Source organism: Moraxella sp. TY6, assembly GCF_048551375.1.
GTDB lineage: Bacteria > Pseudomonadota > Gammaproteobacteria > Pseudomonadales > Moraxellaceae > Faucicola.
Window position 1 is genome coordinate 118,792 of the sequence record NZ_JBLYZJ010000006.1, and the last position, 18,258, is coordinate 137,049.

Annotated in this window: 13 protein-coding genes; 11 read left to right on the plus strand and 2 right to left on the minus strand. The window is 41.6% G+C overall.

Annotation, left to right across the window (positions count from 1 at the left end):
* Positions 1–79 precede the first annotated feature (79 nt).
* Positions 80–1,618 (plus strand): OmpA family protein, encoded by a 1,539-nt coding sequence (locus ACK1U4_RS06270; RefSeq protein WP_419400759.1) that lies wholly within the window; start codon positions 80–82, stop codon positions 1,616–1,618.
* A gap of 145 nt (positions 1,619–1,763) precedes the next feature.
* Here ACK1U4_RS06270 and ACK1U4_RS06275 read toward each other — a convergent pair whose 3' ends face one another.
* Complete coding sequence (locus ACK1U4_RS06275) at positions 1,764–3,020, minus strand: FAD-dependent oxidoreductase (protein ID WP_419400760.1); 1,257 nt, start codon at positions 3,018–3,020, stop codon at positions 1,764–1,766.
* 211 nt (positions 3,021–3,231) lie between these two features.
* On the opposite strand from ACK1U4_RS06275, the gene ACK1U4_RS06280 reads away from it, so the two are divergent.
* Together ACK1U4_RS06280 and ACK1U4_RS06285 are read left to right on the plus strand one after the other, a co-directional pair.
* A complete protein-coding gene (locus ACK1U4_RS06280) occupies positions 3,232–3,534 on the plus strand; it encodes a hypothetical protein (protein WP_419400761.1) in 303 nt (100 codons plus the stop codon).
* Between the two features lie 131 nt (positions 3,535–3,665).
* Entirely contained in the window at positions 3,666–6,794 is a 3,129-nt protein-coding gene (locus ACK1U4_RS06285; protein ID WP_419400762.1) for an HD domain-containing protein, read from the plus strand.
* Positions 6,795–6,836: 42 nt separating this feature from the next.
* On the opposite strand, the gene ACK1U4_RS06290 is transcribed toward ACK1U4_RS06285, so the two are convergent.
* Positions 6,837–8,087: an FAD-dependent monooxygenase gene (locus tag ACK1U4_RS06290; RefSeq protein WP_419400763.1), complete on the minus strand. Its 1,251-nt coding sequence runs from the start codon at positions 8,085–8,087 to the stop codon at positions 6,837–6,839.
* Between the two features lie 383 nt (positions 8,088–8,470).
* Here ACK1U4_RS06290 and carA point away from each other — a divergent pair, with 383 nt between their 5' ends.
* The 8 genes from carA (at position 8,471) to argG (ending at position 18,144) form a co-directional block, all read left to right on the plus strand.
* Positions 8,471–9,661 (plus strand): glutamine-hydrolyzing carbamoyl-phosphate synthase small subunit, encoded by a 1,191-nt coding sequence (gene carA / locus ACK1U4_RS06295; protein WP_419400764.1) that lies wholly within the window; start codon positions 8,471–8,473, stop codon positions 9,659–9,661.
* Positions 9,662–9,663: 2 nt separating this feature from the next.
* Positions 9,664–10,233: a ComF family protein gene (locus ACK1U4_RS06300; RefSeq protein ID WP_419400765.1), complete on the plus strand. Its 570-nt coding sequence runs from the start codon at positions 9,664–9,666 to the stop codon at positions 10,231–10,233.
* Between the two features lie 3 nt (positions 10,234–10,236).
* The gene (locus ACK1U4_RS06305; protein ID WP_419400766.1) at positions 10,237–10,800 is read left to right on the plus strand and encodes a hypothetical protein; all 564 of its coding nucleotides are present in this window, start codon (positions 10,237–10,239) and stop codon (positions 10,798–10,800) included.
* Positions 10,801–11,043: 243 nt separating this feature from the next.
* On the plus strand, positions 11,044–12,159 hold the full coding sequence (locus ACK1U4_RS06310) for an AAA family ATPase (RefSeq protein WP_419400767.1): 1,116 nt from the start codon (positions 11,044–11,046) through the stop codon (positions 12,157–12,159).
* An 11-nt stretch (positions 12,160–12,170) separates the two neighbouring features.
* Complete coding sequence (locus ACK1U4_RS06315) at positions 12,171–12,623, plus strand: PIN domain-containing protein (protein ID WP_419400768.1); 453 nt, start codon at positions 12,171–12,173, stop codon at positions 12,621–12,623.
* Between the two features lie 20 nt (positions 12,624–12,643).
* Positions 12,644–15,886: a carbamoyl-phosphate synthase large subunit gene (gene carB, locus ACK1U4_RS06320; protein ID WP_419400769.1), complete on the plus strand. Its 3,243-nt coding sequence runs from the start codon at positions 12,644–12,646 to the stop codon at positions 15,884–15,886.
* A 278-nt stretch (positions 15,887–16,164) separates the two neighbouring features.
* Entirely contained in the window at positions 16,165–16,641 is a 477-nt protein-coding gene (gene greA, locus ACK1U4_RS06325; RefSeq protein WP_419400770.1) for a transcription elongation factor GreA, read from the plus strand.
* 147 nt (positions 16,642–16,788) lie between these two features.
* On the plus strand, positions 16,789–18,144 hold the full coding sequence (gene argG, locus ACK1U4_RS06330; RefSeq protein ID WP_419400771.1) for an argininosuccinate synthase: 1,356 nt from the start codon (positions 16,789–16,791) through the stop codon (positions 18,142–18,144).
* Positions 18,145–18,258: the final 114 nt, after the last annotated feature.

Here is an 18,258-nt window from a genome sequence, read left to right on the forward strand (position 1 = left end):
ACATTTGATAGTTATGTTACTGTTATGTCATCCGTGACCCATCCGATAAGTCACTGAACTTATTTTAGAGGAAATTGTTATGAATATCATCGAGCATCTAGCCCGTACCGTTACACCAGTATTATTAGGCAATGCTGTTTCTGCCAATGACGGTCGCACCTCATTGTTAGAAAAAGTCTATGCCATTATCGTTGCACGTCTAGCTGACAAAGACGTATATACCAAATTTGACAATATCAATGTGGATAATGAAGACCACGGTTTCTTCGACCGTTTGCTTCCAGAAGCTAACTACCGTAGCACCATGGTACAAGAACTTGCCAAACACTACAGCGTGCCAGAGCAAGAAACTCAAAGCCTTATTCAACGTGCCGCACCATTGGTATTGAATGAATTACGTGGCTTATCAGGCACAACCTCACTACCCTCATTTTTGACCAATAATCTATCTTCATTGGTTAGCGTATTGCCAGCTTGGGCGTATGGCTTTATCCCAGCAGGTATCTTGGGTCTATTGAACATCAACCCAGTTCATGCTTCAACCACTCACGTACAACCACAAACCGTGACCACCACTCGCACTGAAGAACATCTAGTTGCCACGCCAAAAGAAGAAGAGGGTGGCTTGATGAAAATCTTGTTGCCAATCATTGGTTTGCTAATCCTAGCTGCTTTGGCATGGGCATTGTTAAAATCATGTGGCAAAAAAGAAGAAGTCACCGCTGTACCTGTTGCTTCTACCACCCCAGCGAGCGTAGTGGTTGCCTCTGGCCCATCAGCCAGCTTACTTGCCCCAACCTTGGCTCTAGCCACTGGTGCTGATGGCAAACTAAGCCTAGGTGGCTTAGGTACGGTTGGTAACGAAGACCTAAAAACCAAAATTATGAGTGCCTTAACTGGTGTGTTTGGTGCGGATGCAGGTAATGCCGTAAACGTCAACGTTGACCCAGCTTATGATGTGAATATGCCTGTTGCTGATAAACTAGGCGATATCTTGAACCTTGTTAAAGCTGTACCAAACGCTGGTCTAAAAGTTGATGGCAACCATATCATGGTATCTGCTCCAGACGCAGCCGCCGCTGATAAATTGGTTAAAGACATCCAAGCCTTATCACCAGACTTTATGGTTATGCTTGATTCAGCAATGCCAGCCACAGCTTCAACCACCACATCAACGGCTAGTGTAACCACGACCACAACTACTATCTCATCAACTGAGCCATCAGTAGTATTTGACCATGGTCGTCTATCATTCTACTTCGCTACTGGTAAAGCTGATGTAGCAGGCAATGCAGTAGAAAAAGCACAAGAAATCCTTGATGCAGCTAAACAAGGTAAAGTATTGGGTGTAACTGGTTACACTGATAGCACTGGTAATGCTGCTGCCAATGCTAAACTATCTAAAGAACGTGCCCAAGCCGTTAAAGCTTTCTTAGTTGCGAATGGTGTACCTGATGCACAGCTAAAACTTATCAAACCAACTGACAGCGTTGGTGCTGAAGGTAAAGACCAAGAAGGTCGCCGTGTGGATGTATATATTGCTGATGACAATGCCGTTCCTGCAACTGCCTCTGTAACAACTACGCAAGTTACTACCGTTGCTAGCCCAGCAAAATAATCTTAGATTATTAGCAATAAAAAATCCTGCCATCGTGCAGGATTTTTTATTGGGAAATTTTTGAAATTTTAACAATGGCGTAAGCTTGACACCCTGTTTAGAATCTTAAATATTGGGCGTATGCAATACGCCCCTACTTGAGAAATCAAACACCACTGGCTTTTTGGGTAAAAAACTTCATCAAAGGTTTAAACTTACTCACCGCACTCACGCCTTCACTACGCAGGTGCTGAATGGGGCGAAATTGATTCCCAAAAATCCAATTTATCCCAGAAAAACTGTGCATCATCATGGCATTATGGGCATAGCGTACTCGCTCATAGCGTTGTAGCGTGGCAAATTCCGCCCAGTTTTTACCACCACTTCGCTCAAAGTCGTTTTGCAAGATTTTGACCAAATCAATAACATCCAGCATTCCCAAGTTTAGACCTTGCCCTGCCAATGGATGTACGCCATGCCCTGCATCGCCAATCAACGCAAGGTTGGGTTTGACATAGCCTTTGGCATGTTGGGCATTGAGTGGAAAACTGGCAATCGACTCGATATCAGTAATATCACCCAACGCATAGCCACTGGCAAAGGCAAGTTCTTTTGCCAAATCTTGCGGTGATAAGGTCAGCAAATCGAGTGCTGTATTAGTCGGTAATGACCACACCACCGACTGCCAATGTTGTGGGTCGGCTTTATCGCTGTCAGTGACATCGGCAAGCGGTAATAATGCCAAAATACTGTCGCTCAAAAACACTTGGCGAGCGGTGGCGTTATGCGGTTGTTCGGTCTTTATCGCACAGCAAATGGCGGTCTGATGATATGCCAAGGTATCTAGCCCAATGCCTGCGGTTTGGCGTACCATCGAGCCTCGCCCATCCGCCCCAATCAATAGCTTGGCGGTGTGGCTATCACCATTATCTAAGGTGACACGGTAGCCATCGCCTAGCCAGTCAAGGCTAGTGACTTTATGCCCTGCAATATGGGTCAGATATGGCGTTACGTCTTCATCATCAAACCCATCATACAGAGATTTTTCGATGATAAACGGCTCGACCATACTGCCGAGTAGTTGTGGGTTTTGTTGAGGATTGTCCTGCTCATTGTCTAGGTCGCCAAATTTGAGTTCGCCAACGCCATTGGTTTGCCATACTTGCATTTGGGTGTAGTCGGCTTTGCGTTGGGATTCGGCGATACGTTGCCATGCACCGACTTGTTTGAGCAGTCCGATACTGGCAAGGCTAAGGGCATACACACGAGCGTCACGGCGGGTGAGTTTGTCCGCCCAGTCGTTTGGGGATAGCTTGGGGCGTGCGTCAATGAGGGTAACAGGGTGTTTGTTTTGGGCGAGGCTTAAGGCAAGTGTCGCTCCGACAATGCCACCGCCGATGATGAGAGTTGAGTTTTTTTTCATTGGTAATCTGATTTAAAAGAATGATTTTAAGACTGGGTAATAGCATACCACAATAGCCTGTCATTAGATGATTGGATTATGGCAAAAACTTAAATCGCCCTCAATAGTTAAACTTTGTTAAGGATTTTTATACCATAAAGCGACAATTCATTTGACTAGGTTATCACGCTGTTTGATTATAATGGGTAATAAATTTCTTGAGGTAATATCAATGATTGATTTAATGAGTTCGTTGTCGATTTTTATGGTTTATCCGTTTATTGCGTTTATCATTGCAGTTGTATTTTGGGGCTTGGGAATTGGGCTAAAAAGCAAGGTGTTAAAGGTCGCAAGCCTAGCATGGGTGGGCTATGGCATTTGGGAATATTTGATGTATTTTAAGGTGCTTTGTAGTGGCGACTGCAATATTCGTATTGATTTATTGGTGATTTTTCCAATTTTACTGCTGTTTAGTGTTGGGGCGGTTGGTTATGTGATTTATCGAAAAACTAGAGGTAATCAAAAAATTCGTTAAACCAAGAAATAGTCAAAGGGAATTTTGGACATTATTCGTGTGGTAGTCTATAAATTTCAGTTATTTGGTAGTATGATTACAAAATAGTTTTCATAATTACTCTAACAGATTAACGACACAAGGAATAACCCATGAGTGCAGGATTAATCAGACATCTAAAAGCCAAAACCGAACAAGATAGCAATACGGCTATTTTGCTTGCTCAATGGGAATTTGACCAAAAACTGGTTGGCAAGGCTTTGGAAAATATTGCTAGCTATTATCCACACTTTAGCAGTCATAATGCTTCACATTCACACCAAATTCTTGTCAATATTGAGCGTTTATTAGATAAAAATATAATTGAATTATCGGCTACAGATACTTGGCTGTTACTCGAATCTGCCTATTGGCATGATGTGGGTATGTTATTTAATAGCCAACAGGTTCAGGACATTATCAAAGATAGTAAGTTTAAAGAATATGTCGAAACCCTTGCCAATGATAATAGCCAAGATTTACACGAATTTGCGAAAAAATGGCATGATACTGACTGGAAACAAGCCTTGGCAATGTATGACCATCCACAAAAAGGCGTGGAAAAATACCGCCAAATGGTGGCTGAATGGTATCGCCGTGACCATGCTAAAAACTCTCAACGTGTGGTCGCTGACCCTTTTGAAATTCTTGGTATTAACTCACCCCGCACCGAACTATTACCAAAACGCATTTATCGTTATTTAGGGCAAATTTGTCTTGCACATGGCACAAGTTTTGAGAGTGTCATGTCACAACTGCCCTATCGCCAAACAGGTATGGGAACAGAAAACTGCCATCCTCGATTTGTGGCGTGTATGCTACGCTTGGGCGATTTGTTTGATATTGATGATAACCGATTTTGCCCTGTTATGATGAAACAAACAACCATGCCAAAATTGAGTGAGGCTCATCATCATAAGCATTTGGCGATTCGTGAGTTTCAGCTTGATAACAAGACGGTCAGTATCACCGCAGAATGTGAAGATGAAGATGCGTATATCCAAACGCAGATGTGGTTTGGCTGGATTAAAGAAGAGATGCAAAATCAAATGTCACAATGGAAAAACATTGTGCCGAACCGTTCCTTTGGTCTGCTACCTACGATTCAAAAGCTTGATGTGGTGATGACAAGTTCTAAGATTTTGCTCAATAACAAGCCAATGAAGTTTGGGCTGGATGAGAAAAGTGCGATTGAGCTGTTGCAAGGTAGAAATCTGTACGATGATGAGACCAATATCTACCGTGAGCTGATTCAAAATGCGGTGGATGCGACCTATCTGCGAGTATGGATTGAGCATGGTATGCGTAAGCGTGAGATTACCGATGACTTCCATCCGTTTCATCCAAAGTTTCAAGAGATTTTGGAGAATTATCCGATTACCATTGATTTTGTAAAATTGGAAGATGAGCCGAATTCTGATTATAGTATTTGGCAGTTTAGTTTGACGGACAATGGGACTGGCATTAGCCTGAAAGATTTGGAGTATATGCAGAAGATTGCAGGGTCTAGTCGCAATGTTGAGAAAAAACGTTTAATGGCTGATATGCCTGTGTGGATGCGTCCGTCTGGTGCGTTTGGGATTGGGTTACATAGTGCGTTTTTGTTGCTAGATAAAGGCAGAGAGGAAGATAACAAGATTGTTCTTGAGACAAAGAGTATTGCGGATAATGCGTCTTATCGGATTGAGATGACTTCGCCAATTTCGGGGAATCAGGGGTACTGTTTTATTGAAAAATTAAGTGATGAAGAAAATTTAAAAAGGGATTATGGTACTAAGCTCAACATTAATATAAGGGTAGAAAGAAAAGGTAGAAGATATTTTTATCTATCTGATGAGTTTAAAGAAAACATATTAATAAATAAATACCAAAAAGAATTTGACACGTTAAAAACGCCAATTTTTGATTTTTCTAAAATATTATTCATTACAAGAAAAATTCGTGAAAAAATCATTACAAATATCTCTGTACCAATAGAATTTAAGCATCTTGAAAGCATTAATAATACAAATGGGAATGCTATCACGAATCCAATTAATAGCTTCACTCCCAATCATATACTTCGCATTTGGTATGGTAAAGAAAACTTATATGTATCTTTAATCAATCTAAGCCAAGTTGACAGTCTTACATTTTTTGAGAGTAGCTTTAGATGTATGACTTATTTTAAAGGACAAGAAATAGACAGATTATCCGTCAATATTATTCCTTCGGACATGGATTTTTTCGGCTTTAATGCTAAAGAATCTCTTCAAATAGATAGAAATAAATGGAGCAAAAACTTCTTGGAAACTCTTGAAGAAAAAAATTATTTCTTTGAATTGAATAAAAATATTATTATTGATAATTACTCTGATATTAAAGAGCATCTCTCAAATAGTAAAGTTATGAGTGCCTTACTTTACTATTACAAGATAGAATACCTAGACAACAGTATTAAAGACTTATGGAAAGAGATGAAATTAACTACAAGTCATAATGTTAAATATAGTGCAAATCTTGATATTAGTTACAAAGGTTTAATAAGCTTAGACCAATTTACAATAGAAGAAGACACTACAGTAAATGGAAATTATATTAACAATATTAAAATCGAAGATTTACCGAACAATACTATTGTAGTATCAAACTTGAACAATCATAACTATTTTTATGAAAATTTTGTAAATGAATGGTATAAATCAGGTGGAGATATTATTGAAACTAAAAGTGAAGAAATTAGAACCTTTAAGTTAAGAAAAATTAATCAAACTAATAATTTACTTTTTGAACATCTGAAAAATCAATTAAAGAGTAATGTTACAAGAATAATATTAGATTCAGATGAGATAAGAGATTATAGTTTGAATTACTTGGAGGATATTATTTGTTTCAGTGAAGCTCATGAGAACTTTCTAGGAAATAATACAAACCGTGAAAAGGTCTTCTTATCACCTTTTGCTTTCTTTAGAGATGATGAAAAAGCCATAATAGCTGTAGCAAATTTTGAATTTTTGTGTCAATCTGTGTTCGATGAGCTAAAGAAGAATGGAAAATATATCAGATTAGATTCAATCAAAGAAAAATATGAAAAATTCATTTCTCAAGCTGATGAATTAATGAAAAATATTCCAGAATGGGTTGAAGCAAGAGAGATGGGGAGAGACTTCATACCAAAAGATATTCGAGAGCTTGAAGATATGTTTAAACCATCAGATGAAGTTTTAAAGGCTTACGAATCTGAAAAAGAAAAAAGAAAATAATATGAAACGCCACAGTGAAATGTGGCGTTTTTATTGATAGATTTAACTTTTCAAACCCATTGCAAAAGTAGCGACCATCGGCTTCACAAACGGCACTTTATCAAAGGCAACCAGACCAACATTACGGGCAAACTTCAACACTGGATTGTTAATAGTAAAGCCATACACCACCGTATCGCAGAACAACTCAACCCTCTTTTGGTCGGCTTTACGACGTTTCTCATAACCTTGTAACATCTCTGCTTTGGCGATATCTTCCCCACGCATGGCTTGCTGAGCGATTAATCGGGCAAGCGTATCAGCATCTCGCATACACAGATTAAAGCCCTGCCCTGCCACAGGGTGCAAGGTATGCGCTGCATTGCCCATGATGACACAGCGACCCACCACTTGACGCTCAGCAAGCACCTTGACCAACGGGTACGCCCCACGCTTGCCAGCCTTGACGAATTTGCCTGCTCGCTTGCCAAACGCCTGCTGAATGCTGTGTAAAAAATACGCCTCGTCTGTGAGATATCGGCTCTCTTCGCCTTTTTTACAGACCCAAACCACAGAGCGACGATATCCCTTTTGGGCTTGACGACCATCACCTTCAAAATCAGTCAATGGTAATACAGCGACCAAGCCTTGCTCGGTAAAGCGTTCTATCGCCACATGGTAATGCGGGGTATCCGTCATCACCACACCCACGATACCAACTTGATTATAGTCATGGAAACTTGAGCCAACGCTCAGTAGCTTGCGACATGGCGAATTTTGTCCATCACAAGCCACAAGCATATCTGCAGTGAGTTGTTGGGTATCTTGAACGTCATTCTTTTTATAATCAACCTTGACCTGTCTATCCGTTTGCTTAATAGCCGTCACACTTGCTCCTGTAATCAGGGTAATCAGCGGACTATCCTGCACAGCCATGAGTAGCTTTCGCCCTAGCCAAGCGTTTTCCATGACTTGACCAAAGCTTTCGACTTTTTCTTCATGCTTATTTAGGGTGGCTTTGCCAAAGCTGTCTTGTTCGCTGATTTGCACTTGATCGATACGACAGGCATGGCTTTGTAAGTCATCCCAAAGCCCGATACTGTCATAAATCTGTACAGTACGGCGGGACAGTGCGATATTACGGCTGTCAAATTGCTGGCGGTCAAGGTCGTCATCGGGCGAAATGGTGGGGTATTTGATTTTTTCGATTAGCGTGCTTTTGATGCCTTTATTCGCCAATAATAAGGCAAACGATAAGCCGACATTGCCACCGCCAATGATGGCAACGGTTTGGGAGGTGATGGGATTATTCATAGCATTTCTCTAATTTTAATTGGCTTGTTTTAGGTCGTTTATTTTTAGGTAGCTGTTGGATGGATTTATTTTAACATAACTACAGTGGTTTTTTGGCGTTGGTTGCTTTCACAATAACTTTTGGTTATTCCATCAATTTCGCCCTAGCCTTTTTGTGTGCGTTCTGTTAAAATACGCAAAATCTATATCCAAGCGAGTAGGCATGACAAAGTTAATGGCACACACTGGTAAGTATCATCAAGACCAGTTAGCTATTTTCTTTTAAATCAATGCTTCCTCGCTTTTTTGTGGGCGAAATTTGGTCTTTTTAAGACAAAAAAATTTTGCCTGTAAAAAGGTATGGTACAAAATTTGACATTTGGCAGACACAGGGCGAAGCAACGATGAAAACACAAATTCCCGCAATTTTGGCATTAACCGATGGCACAGTTTTTAAGGGCATTAGCATCGGTGCAAGCGGACACACCGTTGGCGAAGTGGTGTTTAACACCGCCATGACAGGCTATCAAGAAATCCTGACCGACCCTAGCTATGCCGAGCAAATCGTCACCCTCACCTACCCACACATCGGCAATACAGGCACGAATGCCGAAGACACCGAATCTGGGCGTATCAAAAAGGTATGGGCAAACGGCTTGATTATCCGTGATTTGACCATGGTAACTAGCAACTTCCGCTCAACCGAATCTTTGACCGATTATTTGTTCAATAACAACACGGTCGCCATTGCCGATATCGACACTCGCAAGCTCACTCGCCTACTCCGTACCAAAGGGGCAATGAACGGCTGTATCATGACCGCAGACGCTGACGGCAATCTTGATGAGGCGAAAGCGGTGGCACTTGCTCAAAGTTTTGCAGGCATTAAAGGCATGGACTTGGCAAAAGTCTGCTGTGATAAAGACGGCTTTGAGTGGACGCAAGGCTCTTGGGAATTGGTTAGCCCTGAAGTGAGTAGCACTTGTGGACGTTTTAAAGAACTTGGCACGGATATCGAAAAACGCTTTAACATCGTGGCGTATGATTTTGGCATTAAAACCAATATCTTGCGTATGCTTGTGGATAGAGGCTGTCATGTCACCGTTGTCCCTGCCCAGACCCCAGTTGCGGATGTTTTAAAACACAATCCAGATGGTATTTTCTTGTCAAACGGTCCTGGCGACCCTGCACCTTGTACTTATGCGATTGAGGCGATTAAGCACGTCATCACCGAAACGGATATTCCGCTATTTGGGATTTGTTTGGGTCATCAGTTGCTGGCGTTGGCAAGTGGGGCGAATACGCTTAAGATGAAGTTCGGTCATCATGGGGCGAACCACCCTGTGCAAGATATTGAGAATGGTACGGTGATGATTACGTCACAGAATCATGGTTTTGCGGTGGATGAAGACAGCTTGCCAAGTAATGTAAAAGTAACGCATCGTTCGTTGTTTGATGGGTCGAATCAAGGCATTGAATTGACGAATAAGCCTGCGTTTAGTTTCCAAGGTCACCCAGAGGCAAGCCCCGGCCCGCATGACTGCTCGCCGTTGTTTGATAAATTCGCTGAGTTGATGGTGAAAGCGAAAGGTTAATAATGGCAATTAAATTAGACGGTTCTTGGTCGGTCGGTTATGCCTATGACAAACATATCGAACATAGCACATTTTTGGGCTATGATGACCAAGGTCGCCCTTTATTTGACACCACTCGCACCTATTATATGGGTGAGTTGATTTACCAACTCAAATATCAGCAAAAACTTGATAACATTGATAAAATCATCGATTTATTACTCGCTCAATTTTCTAATTTTGAAAAATTTAACATGGTTGTGCCAGCACCGTTTTCCACCCCCCGATTGCACCAACCTGTTTATTTAATCGCCGAGCAGTTAGCCAAACGACTGAATATCAGTTATCAGCCGATATTGCACAAAATACAGGCAAAAATTCCACTCAAAAACTTAGCAACATTTGATGAAAAGATAGAAAATTTGTCACACAATATTGAGCTAGATAAACAAAGCAATGTTGCCAATCAAACTATTTTGCTACTAGATGATTTATTTGACAGTGGAGCAACGCTCGATTCTGCCACACAACTACTGATGCAAGCAGGGGCAAAAGAAGTAAATGTCTTGGTACTTACCAAAACTCGAGGATAAACCATGCAACCGATATTTTTTTCAGGTTCTCGAAGTTTAGTCAGCTTACCAGCTATGGTACAGCAACGTATTTTTGACAATATTTTGCAAAAAAACTTCCCTATTGTCATTGGGGATGCTGATGGTGCAGATAGCACATTACAAGCGTTTTTTGCGACCCAATACTATGATTTGGTGAAAGTTTTTTGTGCAGGTGGCAAATGCCGTAATAATATAGGTAATTGGCAAATTCAGACCATTGCAAGCTCTGCCAAAGGTCGAGCCTTTTATACCGCTAAAGATGTAGCAATGGCAAATGTCGCTAATTATGGGTTTGTGCTTTGGGATGGTCAAAGCATTGGTTCGCTTAATAATATTGCTGAGTTATTAAAGCAAAACAAACCATCATTGGTCTATTTTGAGCCTAATCAACAGTTTATAAAAGTTGTATCAGAACAGGACTTGAATGATTTATTACAAATCGCTGATAAAGGTTTGGCAAATACCATTATCCAAAAGGGTTCAACATATTTAAAGCAACTATCAAAGAATGGTAATTTTTATCAACAGAATAGTTTGTGGAATTAAAGGAAAATACTGTTTCCACCTTCGTAAATGTAGTTGCCAAAACGTATTTTTATAGTTAACACTGAATTATAGTGAACAAGGTCGTTCGTGGTGAGCTTGTCGAACCATAACGACCGCCACCCTTCGACAGGCTCAGGGCGAGCGGTGTTCATTATGATTTCGGATTCACTATAACAAAGTGGCTAATTGAATTTGAGTATGATGAATTTTATTTGGATTAATAATTGGGTAAATGAATAAGCAATGACCGAAATTAAAATCAAAGACTTGCGTGGTGTCGGTGACGTTGAGCTACAACTTGACGATAGCAAACGTGTCTTTGTTTTTTTTGGGTCAAATGGTGTTGGGAAAACGAAAACGTTAGAAAGCTTGTTCCTTTTTCTTTTTTATAAAACTACTGGTTTTAAATTTGAATTAGAAAAAGATAATATCTTTAATTTTTTTAAAAACATAACATATTCTAATAAAAAACTGAAATTCGTTGATTATTTTTTCAGAGATAGTAATGCTCTTTTTTTTGATTATCACTATTTAAAAGATTTAGTACCCTATTTTGGCTATCAAGCTATTGCCTATTTAGGTGCAAATGAGAGAAGTAAAATCTTAAAAAGTTCTGATAGTCATAGTTTAAACAATGGATTATCGGATAGAAAAAATAATTATATATTATCTATACACAACGCAATTAATGACCAAACATTAACTAATTTTGCGATGAATCAAAATATTCATCTTTGGTTTACCGAGCGAGCCAAATCCGTCAATCCCTACCAAAAAGAAGAAGACAATCGCAAAGTTGATATTGATACGGTTTTAAATGCATTAAACATTTTAGACAGTCGCATTGAAAAAACGCTAAAAATTGATGGTGACGGCAATGTGTTTTTAACCATTGAAGGACAAGAACGAGAGTTAAGCGAATTAAGCTCTGGTTTTATCTCGGTGGTAAAAATCATTCAATCCATAATTTCAGCTTATTCCGCCTTTACCAATGCCACCGATTTATTAAACGTCAAAGGCGTGGTATTGATTGACGAAATTGAAAGCCATTTACACATCGAATGGCAAACCAAAATCGTACCGACTTTAAAAAATTTGTTTCCCAATACCACATTCTATATCGCTACCCATTCGCCATTAGTATTATCACAGTTAGACGAAGGCGAAGCTTATTTATTAAAGCGTGATGATGACAATGTTGTAAGAAGTTCGGTAATCAACTCGCCTAACACTCGATTACTTGAAAATGTTTTGCAAGATGCTTTTGATGTCGATTTGAACCAATTAAAACGTGACAATATGGAACATATCGACCAAAGTAAAGCTAAACAAAAATTACTAGCACTATTAAACAGATAACAGGTGAAGCGATGACTCAAAAATCTGTTTTAGTGGATGCTAATATTTTAATTGCCATGATTGATGGTGATAATACAAACCCAAATCACGTTGAAGCAAAACAAAAATTTAATGATTTGATAGAGCAAAATGTTGCCATTGCCATTACGCCTTTGATTCGTTATGAAGTGTTGCGTGGTATAAAAAGCATTTCGATTGATGAAGCCCAAGCGATTTTAGACGATTTTGTTGAGTTTAACATCACGGATAAAGAAGCCAATCCATCCGCTAAAATTTTCCATTTCAGCCGAAGTGATGATTTTTTGGCAAAAAATACAGGGATTAAATTAGACAAACAAAACTTTGACGTATTTCATTACGTTGTTGCCAAGATTCGTCATTTAGAACTGGTCAATGTGAATCAAAAAGACTTTAACAAAATTGAAAATGTGATTGATTTAATGCCAAATTCCCCATTTGAGTAATTGAGAGTGAGAGAGTAACCATGCCAAAACGTACAGATATCAAATCCATCTTAATCATCGGTGCAGGTCCAATCGTCATCGGACAAGCCTGTGAATTCGACTACTCAGGTGCTCAAGCCTGTAAAGCCTTGCGTGAAGAAGGCTACCGAGTCATTCTCGTCAACTCAAACCCAGCCACCATCATGACCGACCCTGTCATGGCGGATGCCACCTACATCGAGCCGATTACATGGCAAACCGTTGAGCGTATCATCGAAAAAGAACGCCCAGATGCCATCTTGCCAACCATGGGCGGACAGACCGCACTTAACTGTGCGTTAGACCTTGATAAACATGGCGTATTGGCAAAATACGGCTGTGAGCTAATCGGTGCGACCAAAGATGCCATCGAAAAAGCCGAAGACCGTGACCTATTCGACAAAGCCATGAAAAAAATCGGCTTAGAATGTCCTCGTGCCGAAGTCGCAGGCAATATGCAAGAAGCCTTTGAAATCCAAGCCAAAGTCGGCTTCCCTTGTATCATTCGTCCATCATTCACCATGGGCGGTTCGGGCGGTGGTATCGCTTACAACCGTGACGAATTTGTCGAGATTTGCGAACGTGGTTTTGACCTGTCGCCGACCAAACAGCTATTGATTGACGAAAGCTTAATCGGCTGGAAAGAATACGAAATGGAAGTCGTGCGTGACAAAAACGACAACTGTATCATCATCTGTTCAATTGAAAACTTCGACCCAATGGGCGTACACACAGGCGACTCGATTACCGTTGCCCCTGCTCAGACTTTGACCGACAAAGAATACCAAATCATGCGAAATGCCTCGATTGCGGTATTGCGTGAGATTGGCGTGGAAACAGGCGGTTCAAACGTCCAGTTTGGCATCGACCCAAAAACAGGGCGTATGGTTGTCATCGAGATGAACCCTCGTGTTAGCCGTTCTTCTGCGTTAGCGTCTAAGGCGACTGGCTTTCCGATTGCCAAAATCGCTGCCAAACTCGCCGTTGGTTACACGCTTGATGAACTCAAAAACGACATCACAGGCGGTAAAACCCCAGCCAGTTTTGAGCCATCAATTGACTATGTGGTGACCAAAGTACCTCGTTTTAACTTTGAAAAATTCCCACAAGCCGATAACACGCTATCAACGCAAATGAAGTCAGTCGGTGAAGTCATGGCGATTGGGCGTAATTTCCAAGAGTCGATGCAAAAAGCCTTGCGTGGGCTTGAGATTGGCGTGAATGGTTTTGATGAGTATTTGGATTTAAACCAAGATACTGACAGCATTCGTAGTACACTGAAAGTTAAACTAAAAACCCCGACCCCAGAGCGTATTTTCTACGTTGCCGATGCGTTCCGCTTTGGCATGAGTGTGGATGAGGTGTTTAACTTTACCAACATTGACCCTTGGTTCTTGGTACAAATCGAAGACATCGTTAAAACCGAAAAACAAGTCAAAGAAACGGGCTTTGGTGGTTTGACAGCCGATGTGTTACGTGCGTTTAAACGTAAAGGTTTATCAGATTTACGCCTTGCTACCTTACTTGGTATTTCACAAAAACAACTGCGTAAAAAGCGTTGGGATTTGGGCGTTTATCCTGTTTATAAACGTGTCGATACTTGTGCCGCCGAGTTTGAAACTTCAACCGCTTATATGTACTCAAGCTATGACGATGAGTGCGAAGCACAGCCGACCAATAACAAAAAAATCATGGTCATCGGTGGTGGCCCAAACCGTATCGGACAAGGCATTGAGTTTGATTATTGCTGTGTGCATGCGGCATTGGCAATGCGTGAAGACGGTTATGAAACCATCATGGTGAACTGTAACCCAGAAACCGTTTCGACCGATTATGATACCTCTGACCGTCTATATTTTGAGCCGATTACCCTTGAAGATGTACTAGAAATCGTACGTATCGAAAAACCTGAAGGCGTGATTGTGCAGTATGGTGGTCAAACGCCATTGAAACTTGCTCGTGCCTTAGAAGCCGCAGGTGTGCATATCATCGGTACTAGCCCAGATGCCATCGACCGTGCCGAAGACCGTGAACGCTTCCAACACATGATTAACCAGTTAGGCTTTACTCAGCCACCCAATGCGTTGGCGACCAGTACCGAAGACGGTATTGTCAAAGCCGAAAAAGTCGGCTATCCGCTGGTGGTGCGTCCTTCGTATGTGTTGGGCGGTCGTGCCATGGAAATCGTGTATAACGAAAGCGAACTCCGCCGTTACTTGCGTGAGGCGGTACAAGCCTCGAATGAAGCCCCTGTGCTACTTGACCGCTTCCTTGATGATGCGATTGAGGTCGATGTGGATTGTATCTCGGACGGCACAAACGTGGTGATTGGCGGTATCATGCAACATATCGAACAGGCAGGCGTGCATTCTGGCGACTCGGCTTGCTCGATTCCGCCTTATTCGCTCGGTCAAGAGATTTGTGATGTCATGCGTGAGCAAACGGTGGCAATGGCAAAAGAGCTTGGCGTGGTCGGCTTGATGAACGTGCAATATGCGGTCAAAGACGGCGTGGTGTATATCCTTGAGGTCAATCCTCGTGCCTCTCGTACCGTGCCTTTTGTGTCAAAATGTATCGGCACATCGCTTGCCCAAGTCGCCGCTCGCTGTATGGCAGGCAAAACCTTGGCAGAGCAAGGCTTTACCCAAGAGGTGATTCCAAGTTTCTTTGCGGTCAAAGAGGCAGTATTCCCATTTGCCAAGTTTCCGGGGGTTGACCCAATCCTTAGCCCAGAGATGAAATCAACGGGTGAAGTCATGGGCGTGGGTCAGACCTTTGGCGAAGCGTATTATAAAGCTATCATCGGTAGTAATGACCGCTTACCTGGTTTGCCAGTTGATGGTGAAGTGAAAAAAGTCTTCCTATCGGTGCGTGATAGTGATAAAGCCAACTTAATTCCGATTGCCAAACAATTCATCGAATATGGCTTTGGATTGGTTGCCACAGGCGGTACGCATCAAGTATTAAGCGATGCTGGATTGGCATGTGAAAAAGTCAACAAAGTCAATGAAGGTCGCCCACATATTGTTGATGCCATCAAAAATGGTGAAATTGCCATTGTGGTAAACACTACTGAAGGCAAACAAGCCCACGAAGATTCGTTCTCAATTCGCCGTAGTGCCTTGCAACACAAAGTGTTTAATGTGACAACGCTCAATGCGGCGGCGGCGGTGGCGGAAGCCTATAAAGTACAATTGCCGTTTGAAGTATATAAATTGCAAGAATTGCACGCTCAAGCGAAATAAGCGTTCATTGTACTTTTCTAAATAAAAAGCCAATGATTGATATTATTGGCTTTTTCGATGGATTGAAACAATAATCAGTTGCATTTTATCCAAAAATTGCTACAATAGCCCCATTAAACGGTTTGACCGTTCACAGCGAAATTTAACGACCCTGCTAGGTGGTAATACTGCCTAGCATGGTTTTTTTTATACGTAAGAAAACTATGCAGAAAAGCCACGCAACATTTTTTGCCACCTTGCGTATATTTTGACCTGTATATTTTTGACAAGGAAATCTTATGCAACGTTATCCCATGACCCCACAAGGTCACGCTTCGCTCGAAGAAGAGCTAAAACAGCTCAAAACCGTTGACCGCCCACGCATTACCGCCGCCATTGCCGAAGCTCGTGAACATGGCGACCTAAAAGAAAACGCCGAATACCACGCCGCCCGTGAACAGCAAGGCTTTTGCGAGGCTCGTATCCGTGATATCGAAGCTAAACTAGGCGGTGCTGAAGTCATCGACCCACTCAAAATCCCTCAAGATGGGCGTGTGGTGTTTGGCGTGACCGTGGTCATCGAAAACCTTGACACCGAAGAGCAAAAAACCTATAAAATCGTAGGCGATGATGAGGCGGATTTTAAAGCCAATAAAATCTCAATCAACTCACCCATTGCTCGTGGTTTGATTGGCAAATCCGAAGGCGATGAAGCCAAAATCGAAACCCCAAGTGGCACAGTAGAATACGAAATCGTTAAGATTTTATACCAATAAGACACTGCCAAATAAAAAATCCAGTTACGATTAACTGGATTTTTTATTTAATGGTTTATTATCAAATTGGCTCAAAAAGCCCCAGCAAAAATGTTACAATACCCCACGCTTTAGTGACATATTTACCTTATTTTTATTGTTAGATAATTGTTAGGAACGCTGATGAACGACCACGCCACCATTTTACAATCTGTCCCAGTTGGACAAAAAGTCGGTATCGCCTTTTCTGGCGGTCTTGATACCTCGGCCGCCTTGCTTTGGATGAAGCAAAAAGGGGCTTTGCCTTATGCTTACACTGCCAACCTAGGTCAGCCAGACGAAGATGACTACAATGCCATTCCCCAAAAAGCCCTTGAATATGGGGCGATTGAGGCACGTTTGATTGACTGCCGTTTGCAATTAGCCCATGAGGGGATTACTGCCATTCAATGTGGGGCATTTCATGTCAGTACAGGCGGTATGCCATATTTTAACACTACGCCATTGGGTCGTGCTGTGACAGGCACGATGCTAGTCAGTGCGATGAATGTCGATGATGTCAATATTTGGGGCGATGGCTCGACTTATAAAGGCAATGATATCGAGCGTTTTTATCGTTATGGCTTGTTGACCAATCCTAAGCTAAAAATCTATAAACCTTGGTTAGACCAAACTTTTATTGATGAATTAGGTGGTCGTGCGGAAATGTCACAATTTTTGCTTGACCATGAATATCATTATAAAATGTCAAAAGAAAAAGCCTATTCGACCGATTCTAATATGCTAGGGGCGACCCATGAAGCCAAAGATTTGGAATTTTTGGATGCCAGTATGCAAATTGTTGAGCCGATTATGGGTGTGGCATTTTGGGATATGTCTATTGATATTCAACCTGAAACGGTCAGCGTACGTTTTGAAGAAGGCGTACCTGTGGCACTCAATGGCGAAACCTTTAACAGCCCAGTTGAGTTGATTCTCAAAGCCAATGAAATCGGTGGTCGTCATGGTCTTGGTATGACTGACCAAATCGAAAACCGTATCATCGAAGCCAAATCTCGTGGTATCTACGAAGCCCCTGCGATGGCGTTGTTACACATTGCGTATGAGCGTTTGGTGACTGGCATTCATAATGAAGACACCATCGAGCAATACCGTATCAATGGTATTCGCTTGGGTCGCTTGTTGTATCAAGGTCGTTGGTTTGATTCGCAAGCCTTGATGCTTCGTGAATCTGCCCAACGCTGGGTCGCCAAAGCCATCACAGGTGAGGTCACACTAGAGCTACGCCGTGGTAATGACTTCACGATTCTGAATACCGAATCACCAAACTTGACCTACGCCCCAGAGCGTCTTTCAATGGAAAAAGTAGAGAATTCTGCCTTTACACCAATGGATAGAATCGGTCAGTTGACGATGCGTAATTTGGATATCAATGATACTCGCTTTAAATTGGGTATCTATAGCAATAGCGGTCTATTACGCATGGAACAAGGCTGTGACGTGCCACAACTTGAGCATAAATAAGATTGCTTACACCCTTTTAGGATTATAACTGCTTTAAGTTTTAATCCCCCCTTGCGGAATATATTCCTCACCTTTTTTAAAGGGGGACTTCACCTCCGTTTTAGTCTAATTTAT